The 10,943-nt window shown below is 46.2% G+C and carries 9 protein-coding genes; 3 read left to right on the top strand and 6 right to left on the bottom strand.

The genetic code is table 11. The annotated features are described in order from the left end of the window. Positions 1-1,939: mechanosensitive ion channel domain-containing protein (locus JT717_RS16340; protein WP_205511562.1), on the top strand; the 1,939-nt coding region annotated here is incomplete at its 5' end. A 130-nt stretch (positions 1,940-2,069) separates the two neighbouring features. Here the strand turns inward: JT717_RS16340 and JT717_RS16335 are convergent. Both JT717_RS16335 and JT717_RS16330 read right to left on the bottom strand, forming a co-directional pair. Continuing rightward, positions 2,070-2,423: a DUF5713 family protein gene (locus JT717_RS16335; protein ID WP_205511561.1), complete on the bottom strand. Its 354-nt coding sequence runs from the start codon at positions 2,421-2,423 to the stop codon at positions 2,070-2,072. A gap of 67 nt (positions 2,424-2,490) precedes the next feature. Beyond that, positions 2,491-4,152, bottom strand: coding sequence for a tetratricopeptide repeat protein (locus JT717_RS16330; protein ID WP_240348153.1), 1,662 nt, complete (start codon positions 4,150-4,152; stop codon positions 2,491-2,493). A 253-nt stretch (positions 4,153-4,405) separates the two neighbouring features. On the opposite strand from JT717_RS16330, the gene yiaA reads away from it, so the two are divergent. Next, complete coding sequence (yiaA, locus tag JT717_RS16325; RefSeq protein ID WP_205511560.1) at positions 4,406-4,825, top strand: inner membrane protein YiaA; 420 nt, start codon at positions 4,406-4,408, stop codon at positions 4,823-4,825. A gap of 444 nt (positions 4,826-5,269) precedes the next feature. Further along, the gene (locus JT717_RS16320; RefSeq protein ID WP_205511559.1) at positions 5,270-6,337 is read left to right on the top strand and encodes a DUF2652 domain-containing protein; all 1,068 of its coding nucleotides are present in this window, start codon (positions 5,270-5,272) and stop codon (positions 6,335-6,337) included. Between the two features lie 169 nt (positions 6,338-6,506). Here JT717_RS16320 and JT717_RS16315 read toward each other — a convergent pair whose 3' ends face one another. The 4 genes from JT717_RS16315 to JT717_RS16300 form a co-directional block, all read right to left on the bottom strand. Further along, positions 6,507-7,541, bottom strand: a complete 1,035-nt coding sequence (locus tag JT717_RS16315) for a sensor histidine kinase (protein WP_205511558.1) — start codon at positions 7,539-7,541, stop codon at positions 6,507-6,509. A 14-nt stretch (positions 7,542-7,555) separates the two neighbouring features. Further along, positions 7,556-7,945 carry a response regulator gene (locus JT717_RS16310; RefSeq protein WP_205511557.1) on the bottom strand — a complete coding sequence of 130 codons (390 nt, stop codon included), beginning with the start codon at positions 7,943-7,945 and terminating at the stop codon, positions 7,556-7,558. A gap of 361 nt (positions 7,946-8,306) precedes the next feature. Continuing rightward, entirely contained in the window at positions 8,307-8,936 is a 630-nt protein-coding gene (locus JT717_RS28825) for a response regulator (protein ID WP_205511556.1), read from the bottom strand. Next, positions 8,933-10,786 (bottom strand): PAS domain-containing sensor histidine kinase, encoded by a 1,854-nt coding sequence (locus JT717_RS16300; RefSeq protein ID WP_205511555.1) that lies wholly within the window; start codon positions 10,784-10,786, stop codon positions 8,933-8,935. Before JT717_RS16300 ends, JT717_RS28825 begins: the two co-directional genes overlap by 4 nt. Positions 10,787-10,943 lie beyond the last annotated feature (157 nt).

The following is a 10,943-nucleotide window of genomic DNA, read 5'->3' as shown; positions in this document are numbered from 1 at the left end:
TATGAAAAGCCTGGTAGGAGATACCGTCATGCGCCAGATCTGGCGCGACTCGGTATTGCGTAAACAGTTTGCACCCCAGTTAAAAGGCATGCGCGAATTGTTCAAAAGTTCTACCACGGGTTTGCGCGAAAGCCTGGCTGAAGTGAACCACTTACAGGCACGTGTTTCCTCTAATTCTATCTCATCTTCCCAATTGCTTGATAAGGTCAATGAGCTGTTAAATACTTCTGCTGCCCGCATCTTCGGCAAGGAACATAATTACCTCTGGGAAAAAGATACAACCCGGCTTTCTGCCAGCGCCCGCCATTCGCTCGGTAAAGCGTATGATGGTGAAAGAAAGGCCCTCCATTATTACTTCAGGGACAGTGGCCAGAAGCGGCTCGTCCTGCTGCTCATTGGGATCTTGTTCTTCGTTTGGCTTTTCCGCAATATTAGAACCCTGAAGCGTTTGAACGCGTTGGAACGCATTAATGACCTTGAGTTTGAATACCTGCCTCAAAACTACATTGTGGCTGCCTTTATTATGATGCTGGCAGTGGCGCCATTGTTCGATCTGCATGCACCTTCTGCATACATCGAATCAGTACAGTTCCTCATGCTTGTGATCCTCACGATCATCTGCTGGAAAAAATGGCCCCGCCGTCTCTTCGTATACTGGATCGCTATCGTGATCCTCTATATTTGTTTTTCTTTTACCCATCATATGGCTGATCCCGGCTTCTGGCAGCGCAACTGGCTGGTATTACTGAACGTGCTGTCGGTGGTCTTTGGCATCCTCTTCCTTTCTCAAATGCAACAGCATCTGCCGGCGCGGCGTTTTTTGCGTTTCGTGATCAACCTGCACAATATCATGAATGTGGTAAGTGTGTTGTGTAATGTATTCGGGCGCGTTTCTTTGGCGCAGATCCTGGGCAGCTCGGCCATCTTTGCGTTTACCCAGGCCATCGGTTTGGCCGTATTCAGCAAGATCTGTATGGAGGCCATCCTGCTGCAGATCGTTAGCAGCCGCCTTCGCCGCAATGTAAAAGGACGATTGAATTACCAGCCGGTGCTCACTGGTTTTCGGCGGCCCATCCTGTTCCTGGTCATCATTCTCTGGTTGATCGTATTTGCCACCAACCTGAATATCTATACATCGGCATTGAGTGTGCTTGGTGAATTCCTGGCACACTCGCGCAGCATCGGGAACGCCACCTTTACCCTCGGCGGCGTGCTGTTGTTTTTCTTTATTATCTGGATCGCCCACCTGCTGCAAAAATATGTGGGTTACTTTTTTGGCGATACCGGCAACGATGATGATGAAATACATAATAAAGGGCAGCGTTCGCGCCTGCTGATCGCCCGGCTCGTTCTTTTATGCGTGGGTTACCTGCTGGCCGTGGCCGCTTCCGGTGTTCCGGTCGACAAGATCACCATCGTACTCGGCGCCCTTGGCGTTGGTATTGGTTTAGGTTTGCAAAATATCGTAAACAATTTTGTATCTGGTATCATTCTCATTTTCGACCGCCCGCTGCAAATAGGGGATGTGGTGCAAATAGGGGATAAGAACGGTAAAGTGCGCGAGATCGGTCTGCGGTCGAGCACCCTGCTCACCGGCGATGGGGCAGAGGTGATCATACCCAATGGCGATGTGCTTTCTCAACAGATCGTAAACTGGACCCTGAGCAATAATCAGCAACGCGTGCAGATGGACCTCTGCATTACCGGTAATGGAGATATGGAGGTGGTTTCCAGCATTGTGAAGAAAGCGATCCTGGCCTCGGGGTATGTATATGAAGAGCGGGAGCCTTCCATCTTATTTACGAAAGTGTACGACGATGGCTTTGATCTGAAAGCTTTTTTCTGGTGTAACGATGTGGGTAAGTCTGATGCTGCTAAAAGCGCTGTTCTATTATTGTTATTTCAAAAGTTGAAGGCAGAAGGTATGCAGTTGGTATAAAGAGCGGAGCCTCATCTGTCAGATGCATCATGTAAGCATGCACAAGGCTAAGTAGAAATGCACCTGGCAGGTCAGGCAATGTGAGTTACTGGTTATGCAGGTTCTATGGCGGACCTTACAGTCATTGTCGTTACCAGTCCCTGGTTGCAATCAGTTCCTCGGGGTCAGCATTCTTATAGCCGTATGCAGTAGCAATAAAACTGAAGTCTGCGCCAATAACGTCCCTGGCCACGGTCTCGATCTCACTGTCGTTCTCATAAAACTCGTCCTGCAGGTCATTGAATCTATCGGTGGCCGCATGTGTTAATGCATAGAGTTCTTCCAGGTCTTTGGGATGTGTTCTTTCAATTTCAAAGCAGAGGTCAATTAAAATTTCCTTGCCTTTATCAACCAGGTCAGTGGGAAAATAGTCGTCTTCGTACATGTCGTTTAAAAAAGTATACTCTTGGATCTTTTCGTTCTTCAGATCTGACTGTTTTTTCATTGCTGTCGGTAATTGTATTGCTACGAACTTTTAAAACGTACAATAACGGACAGACGGTGAATTTATTTTATGGTGCGCCGGCTATCGATTTACCGTCAGCCGCCGTTACTGCTCGCAGCTGCCTGGCATAAAAATCAGCCAGCTCTTTATTGCCGCATAAACTGGCCGATTGGGCCGCTCCCTGCAAGCCGTTATACCGGTTGGGATGTTTCTCCAGGTTTGCCTGGTAAGCCGCTAATGCTTTTTCGGGCGCTTTCATTTCGAGGTAGAGATCGCCGAGCAATTCCCGGGCAGGTAAAACCTCACCGGGCGTTACGGGATGTTTTTCGGTTTTGTCTTCCATATCTGCCGCCAGTTGCATTTTTTCCAGGGCAGCTGCCGGTTTGCCTTCTTTCCATAAGATCCAGCCTTCGGCCGCGTTGATCTGGATAGCTACCTGGTTGGCATAATAGGTTTTCTGTTTGTCCAGTAATTCTTGTTGTAATTGTTTCAGGATGCCGAGCTCTTGTTTGGCGCTGTCGACCTGGTCGAGGTGTACAAAACCGAGTAACCGGGCAAAATGGATGATGCCGCGTTGCCAGGGAAATTGCTGCATCGGAAATCCGGCCGGTGTGGTAGTTAGTTTTGTCGCTTCTTTCCATAACCTGTTTTCAAGTACATACCGTACAGGGATAGCGGCAAATGTATAGGCGCCTTTTAAATTAGGCGGGGAGGCTTCTTTGAAAGTATTCAGGTGATCCCATTGTTGTTTGGCGCTTTTCAGGTCTTTCTTCTGTAAATAAGCATATACTACATAGTCCATAGCATGCAGCTCTTCGTCCCATACACCTTTGATGCCGGCGCTCTGTGCATAACACCTGGCGGCTTCTATAGAAGCCAGGTTCGATGCGATGCTTTCATCCCACATGCCGAGCCGCGTAAAGATATGCGAGGGCATATGTTGGGCATGGGCCGATGAAGGGGCTACCGATGCGTATTTTTCGGCTGCAGGCAGGGCCAGGTGCGCCAGCTCCGGATAATCATAGGTGTGAATAATATAATGAACAACGCCCGGATGATAGGGTGCATTGGGGTAAAGGCTGTTGAGAATTTGTCCGGCCTTCCTTTGTTTGGTATAGGTTTTATCGGCAGGATCCGCGGCTGCATCCAGCGCCAGCGCATAAAAGATCGCCGCTTCCTTATCGTTGGGATATTTCTCCGATAACTTTCTCATGGCTTCTTCGTACTGCAGGCAGCGGGTGCGATGATCGAGTTTTTCCCAGTTCTTATAATAAGCAGATAATGCTTGAATATAATCCGATTCGCGGTTGGTCTTGGCATTTATTGACCGGGCAATTTCCAATGCCTTATTGCCTTTTATCAGTTCCGGCTGTTCGGGTGGTGTCCACAAGGGATGGAAGTTACACATGGCCACGCCCCAATAAGCCATGGCAATTTGCGGATCGCGGTGAATGATCTGCGCAAACACTTTTTCGGCTTCATCGTATTCAAAGGAATGTAAGAGGGCAATGCCGAAATTAAATTGTTTTGATGTGCTGTCGTCACCGGAGATAATAAATGATACTTTACCTACACCTTTATCTTCGGGGCCGCATAACACCACCTTACCCGTTTTCAAATTGATGGCGCTGATCTCTTTGGCCAGCATGGGCTTCTGGGTTTCCCTGCACGATAACACCAGGGACGCAACCAGCAGCGAAGCAGTTGCCATTTGTTTGTAGTTGTTCATGATCGTTACCGTTTGAATGACTTACAAATAGAGCAGAGTGCGGATAAACGTTATCAACGGGGACTATGTATAAAGGCCACTGTTAAAGGTAACTATATTAAATGGTATAATTGCCATTCACTTTCAGTGGCCAATGTGTTCCGGTATTTTGGTCCGGCCGTCGCTTTTTAGCAGGAATTTATGGGTTTTGAATATATCTTTATTTTACTATTTTTACCCGTTCGGTCTTGTAGTTAACCTTAAAAAACAACCAATGAACCAAAAACCCTCAAACGCCTTTATCGCGGCTTCGTGGATTGCCCTTGGCGCCGGTATGGCAGGATTTTTAATCGGCTTATGGCGCGCCGAAATGCAACTGAACGAAAAGGGCTATTACTTTACGGTTTTAATGTTCGGGCTTTTTTCCGTTATCTCTGTTCAAAAAAGTGTTCGTGACAAACTGGAAGGTATTCCGGTTACCGACATCTATTACGGTGTAAGCTGGTTTTGCAGCATTCTGTCCATTGTATTACTGGTAGTGGGTTTATGGAATGCGGCCATCTTACCCAGCGAAAAAGGATATTATGCCTTCTCTTTCATTCTCGCATTATTTGGCGCCATTGCTGTACAAAAAAATACGCGCGATGCGAAAACCGTTGGCAATAAGCAACAGGCAATAGGTAAAAATGACTAAGGGGATTTTGAGATTTTGGGATTTTGAGATTTGGGGATTTTGGGATTTTGAGATTTATCAAAAGCTTCGAACCGGAAGAAATCAATAAATCTCGAAATCCCGAAATCAGAAATCATAAAGGATTTTGGGATTTTGAGATTTATCAAAGGCTTCGAACCGGAAGAAATCAATAAATCCCGAAATCTCGAAATCAGAAATCATAAAGGATTTTGGGATTTTGAGATTTTGGGATTTTGAGATTTATCAAAAGCTTCGAACCGGAAGAAATCAATAAATCTCGAAATCCCGAAATCAGAGATCATAAAGGATTTTGGGATTTATCAAAAGCTTTGAACCGGAAGAAATCAATAAATCCCGAAATCCCGAAATCAGAAATCATACATCAGACGGGTTGCCGTTAAGAGCTTCTGAGATCTTGGGATTTGTGTAACTTTAAAGAAAAAAATGGACAACCGCGGTCTGCTTTTTATTCCTGATATCAGCGGTTTTACCCGTTTTGTTTCTGAATCGGAAATTGAACACAGCCGTTTCATTATTCAGGAATTGCTGGAAGTGTTGATCAATGCCAACCACCTCGGTTTGCAGATCTCCGAGATTGAAGGCGACGCCATCCTGTTTTACAAATTTGGTGATCCGCCGGCTTTACCAGCGCTGTATCAGCAGGTAGAGGATATGTTCTGCGCCTTTCACCGGCGCTTGATCGCTTATGACCGCCGGCGCTATTGCCAGTGTGCGGCCTGTGCTGCCGCTATTCAGCTTACTTTGAAGGTGATCACCCATTATGGTGAATTTACAGGGTACCAGGTACAGCAGTTCAATAAACTTATTGGCAAAGATGTGATCGTGGCGCATCAGTTATTAAAGAACGACATAGCGCAACATGAGTACTGGCTGGTTACCGATAACCTGCTGCCCGGTCAGCCGGAAGATATCCGGCAATGGATGCATTGGAATATCAGTAATAAAGAAACTGAGACCGGAGTGATCCCCTATCACTACACATTGTTAAGTAAGCTGAAAGAAGAATTACCACCAGAACCGCTGGAGCCGGTGAATGAATCGGAGATCGTAAAGATCCTGTCGATGTCGCAGGAGTATAATAAAGATATCATCACCATGTTCCATGCTACCGGTGATTTTAACTACAGAAGCAGCTGGCAGGAAGGCGTACTAAAGGTGGTGGATATTGAACATCCCTTACCCCGGATTGGTATGCGTTGCCGTTGTATCACTGATGCTGGTGAAAGCGTTCTTTACAGCAGCAGTTATTATTATCATCCCGATAAGATCAGGTTCAGTGAAACGGAGGAGAACACCTATAATATCACCTATTTTACACTCGACAGAATAAGCGATAACACGACCCGCGTTACGCTCGATATTTACCGGAAAAATAATTTTATCAATCGCTATTTGCCAGCGTTAGCCGGTAAAAGTAAAATAAAGCGCAGCTTGCAGCAATCGCTTAAAAAGCTCGGGAAGCTGGCGCAGGAAATAGTCTTACCTTGTTAAAAGCACAAAAGCTCCTGATCATGTATCAGAAGCTTTTGTAAAATTGTGCTCAATTACTGCGCATAGAAGGTAAGGGTGTTTTACCCGATGCTCCCGGGCAGCTTTTTGCGCGTGCCGGCCATCAACCGGTCCGGCGTTCAGCGTTTTGCAATTGAGCGTGTATGGGTTTTCATAAAGGAATCGTGATATGCAGCCGGCAGCCTTTACCCGGCGATGTAGTGATCTCGCAGTGGCCGTGCAGGTGTCTGGCTCTTTCCCTGATATTGATCAGGCCAATGCCATCTACCATGTGACCGGGGTCGAAACCGATGCCATCGTCGTCAATGATCAGTTCCACCTGCCTTTCATCGGTTTCGAGGGTCATGACCACGGTTTTTGCGTTGCTGTGCTCTATGATATTCCTGAATTGTTCCTGCAGGATCCGGTAGATATTGATTTTCTTATGGTCGGAAATAAGCTCCTCATTGAACTGATGGATGCCAAAAACAATATTGATCTTGTGAACCGATCTGATGTCTTCAATGAAAGTTCTTACACTTTCAAGCAGGGTATCCTTTTGTAGTTTTTGCAGTACCATTCCACGCGATAACTTCTTGATCTCATCTATTGCTTCCTTGAGCAGCTGAATAGTAATGTCTTTTGCTTTTTGATTATCAGCCTTATACACCTGCAGCAGGTCGAGGTGCAGTTTAGCGGTACAAAGCAGCTGGTTCACATTATCATGTAGTTCCTGTCCGATCATCAGCCGTTCATGGTCCAGCATGCGGATCAACATGCCGGAAAGGGCGGATTGCTGGTCTTTTTGCGTTGCGTCTTGTTTCAGGGGGGCGGTATTTTCGGCGCTAAAGGCGTTCTCATCGCTGGATCCCGCGCAGAGGATATAGCCCTTGTCTTCTTTTCCGGATATAAGCTGAAAAAAAGACCATTTAAATGTCAATTGATCAGGGCCGGTATTGGTGTACAGATTAACAGGGAAAGATTGCAGGGCAGGGTCGTTATTTGTCAATAGGGTAGTGAATAATTCCCGGTCAGTTTCTGATAACAGGGATTGAAAATGATCCAACTGCCGGCTGGATCCGGGGCCAAAAGCTTCGTTCATGGCCGTGTTCATAGATAAGATCCGGCCTTCCTGGTCAATGATTGCATAGTACACCGATTCCTGTCCGCCCGCGGGCGGACAATGAGGTGACCATCCGTCACTCATGTTCATAGCTGGTTTTACTTTTGTTTTAGAAGGCTTTCCAGGGCCTTATCTGTTATGCCTGTAATGGAGTCGAACCCCATAGACTTCTCTACATAGTAATCTGCTCCAAGGCGCATGCATGTTTCCAAATATTCACCAGGGTCGTTATTGGTAAGCATGACGATCGTCACATGCCTGTTCATTTCCCTGAATTTTACCAGCAGGTCAATACCGCTCCTGTCTGGCAGGTTGATATCCAGGAAGATCAAATGCGGTGTTTCTCGGGCGAACATCGTTAGGGCATCTTCATAGCAGCCGGCGATCGCTATGGAGACATTATTATAACGTTCAGAAAGCAGTTGTTTGATGCGATGAATGAATAAGGCCGAATCATCTATTAAGAGGATACAGAGTGATTGCTTCATTCATGCATTTTTGTTTGAAGGGCAAAGTTGCAACAACAACCAATGGTGGCCAATAGGGTTACTTGTCGTTTTTTTGTCAGGATGACAATTACTGGTTGTCATTGTTTATACTACAAAACAAAGTTCACGATAAGGAGGAAGAGCACGTTCTAAAGAAAGTATTACAGGTTACAGGTTGCAGGTCACGGGGGAAGACACTCAGGTTACAGGTTGCAGGTCACGGGGGAAGACACTCAGGTTACAAGTCACAGATTGCATGGCTAGGGTTCTGCGAGTCAGGAGACCGGTAACCGGCAACCGGTAACCGGGAACTGGTAACCGGCAACTGGTAACTGGTAACCGGCAGTAACCGGTCAGATTTTCAGATCAACTTATTCTCTATGGCATACACCGTCAACTCCGAATTATTCTGCATATTCATTTTCTCCAGTATGCGCGACCGGTAGGTGCTGATGGTGTTCACACTCAGGGACAACGAGCTGGCAATTTCAGATACTGTTTTGCCGGAAGCGATCCGCTTTAATACGTCGAATTCCCGCTCTGATAATTTCTCATGCGGTAACTGATTGGGATCATCACCAAAAGCGGCGGCCAGTTTCTCAGCGCCTTCTGCACTCACATATTTCTTGCCCTGCAGCAATTGCCGCACGGCTTTTATCAGCTCATCGGGATGGCTTTCTTTATTCAGGTAACCAGAGGCGCCGGCTTTCAGCGCCCGTACCACATACTGATCTTCGGGATGTACACTGAGGATCAGTACCGGTGTGGCTGGTAATAATTTTTTCAGTTGACGGAGGGTTTCAAGTATGTTTCGGCCGGGCATGGAAATATCTGAAATGATCAGATCCCATTTTTGCACCACGGCTTCTCTGAGCAGGGCAGCCGAATCGGTCACTTCGCTAACTTCTGCCCCGGGAAATTCTTCCCGCAGTAAAGTGCTCAGGCCTTTCCGGATAAGGCTGTGATCATCGGCGATTAAAAATTTCGTCACAGTTGGTTTATTTCCTGGTTAGTGATTAGTATAGGGATGGATATTTGAATATATGTTCCCTGGCCGGGACTGCTTTGAATTTGAAACTCTCCATCAATCATCAGCGCTCTTTCCTGCATGCCTTTCAGGCCCAGTGTTTTTTTACTGTCCACCACATCATCCATGGTGAAGCCTTTACCATTATCCCTGATCTCCAGCACATACCTGTCATTGTCCTGCGACAGCACCGCATCTACCTGCGTGGCGCCCGCATGGCGCGCAATATTGGTGAGGGCTTCCTGGTATATGCGGAATAAGGCGTTTGATTGAGATATGCTGAAATAAGGTTCGTTCAAAAGGCTTTCAAAAACGCAGTGGATACCAAAGTTCTTTTCAAACTCACGGCTTTGCCATTCCAGCGCACTTACCAGGCCCAGGTTATCGAGAATGCTGGGCCGCAGCTGGGTAGCTATCTTACGCACCGATCGCATGGTATCAGCCAGTAACTGATCGGCCTGTTTCATTTTTTCGATCAGCTCCGTTTCTTCCCGGTTAATTTTTTTTGTCATTTGTAACAGGTCGAGCTTTAACAGGGTCAATTGTTGTCCCAGTTCATCATGGATCTCCCGGGAAATATGTTTCCTTTCTTCTTCTCTGATGTTTTCGAGGTAAGAGGATAGTTCTCTGAGTTGCCGGTGCGATTGTTTCAGCTCCTGTTCGGCTATTACTTTTCCGGTAACATCATTGGCGACGATATAGATATTCTTCTGCCCGGCCGACACAAAAAATTCCACTTTCTTTTTCGACCCATCCTTACACGTGACCTCATAATGCTTAACCAATGTGCCGCTTTTCTGATGCGTTTGTTTTACCGACTCGCGGGTGGCCTTTATCTCTTGCCGGTAATTAATGTCCGGATACGCTTTTAACAGCCAGTCCTTCCGGGTAGGAATATCTTCTTTACCATAACCAAACGTATCGATAAACGCCTGGTTCAGGAACCGGGTTTCGCCTTTGTCACTAAATACACAAATGGGAATGGGTAATTGTTCGGAGATGTTCCTGAAATGCCGCTCGTTCTCCCGCAGGGTCCTTAAGATGGCATTGCGTTCAGTAACATCATTAAATGTTATATAACAAAGATTTTCATCTGTTGTCAGCGACAGTTCCAGGTCTTTTATGGTGCCGTCTTTGCAATATACAGTTACATCTATCGGCCCGCTTTCGGGCTTTTCACCGCTATGCACTTTATATAATTCAGTTTGCCATTGCTTTTGCATTTGCAGAAAATAGGTTTCATCGCGGAACGCAAGTTCCCGCCAGCGATCCATATCGGGAAGGTCCTCGATGGTATAGCCAAACCATTCGGTGAATTTGGGATTCATGAACGCAAAGCGCTTGGGCAGATGTATTTCGTACGCAGCAATGGGCATGGTTATCTTTTCAATAATGCGTTTGAACTTATCTTCTGCTTCCCGTACCAATTTTTCTGCTTCTTCTCTCGCGATAAATTCAGTCACCGCAGCTGCAGCCTCCTGGTTTACTGGTTGATGTATTACCAGTACGAACGCTTGTTTGCGCATATGCCATACAGAACAGTTATAAGTGGCTGGTGCTGATTTTTTGGAATGGAATTCCAGCGGGAGCGGAGTATCGGCCTCTTTGTTTTTTTTCGATACGGCTTTTTTAAGAGCCATTGTAGCCGCATGACTGAGAAAGGACTGGATCTTCCTGCCTAAACACCGTTTGCCGGCCACGCCATGCAGCGTGGCGCCGAGCGGCCAGATGCCTTTTATGATGCCTGATCTTCTTTCGACCGATAGCAGAATGACATCGCCCGAACGGTTGTTTGCAAGCATACTCTTTTCCATTAAACGGAAATTGATTTAAGTATGTATTAAGGGTTCCATTTATAAGTTACATTAATTCCTTATAAATATACTCGTAAAACAGTTATTTTTTAATGATTACCGTTTTACCTGCAGTTCTATAAACACAAAAAGGGTGAGTCCTATTAAGAAGACTCAC

Source organism: Longitalea arenae (assembly GCF_016924755.1).
GTDB lineage: Bacteria > Bacteroidota > Bacteroidia > Chitinophagales > Chitinophagaceae > Niastella > Niastella arenae.
Note: the sequence above shows the minus strand (reverse complement) of the source record. Positions and strands in the feature narration are given on the sequence as shown.

Excerpts from the sequence above, each read along its gene's own strand:
- JT717_RS16310 (WP_205511557.1), bottom strand. The coding sequence starts at position 7,945 with ATGAAGCAATCACTCTGTATCCTCTTAATAGATGATTCGGCCTTATTC.
- JT717_RS16300 (WP_205511555.1), bottom strand. The coding sequence starts at position 10,786 with ATGGAAAAGAGTATGCTTGCAAACAACCGTTCGGGCGATGTCATTCTG.
- JT717_RS16335 (WP_205511561.1), bottom strand. The coding sequence starts at position 2,423 with ATGAAAAAACAGTCAGATCTGAAGAACGAAAAGATCCAAGAGTATACT.
- JT717_RS16330 (WP_240348153.1), bottom strand. The coding sequence starts at position 4,152 with ATGAACAACTACAAACAAATGGCAACTGCTTCGCTGCTGGTTGCGTCC.
- JT717_RS16315 (WP_205511558.1), bottom strand. The coding sequence starts at position 7,541 with ATGAGTGACGGATGGTCACCTCATTGTCCGCCCGCGGGCGGACAGGAA.
- yiaA (WP_205511560.1), top strand. The coding sequence starts at position 4,406 with ATGAACCAAAAACCCTCAAACGCCTTTATCGCGGCTTCGTGGATTGCC.
- JT717_RS16320 (WP_205511559.1), top strand. The coding sequence starts at position 5,270 with ATGGACAACCGCGGTCTGCTTTTTATTCCTGATATCAGCGGTTTTACC.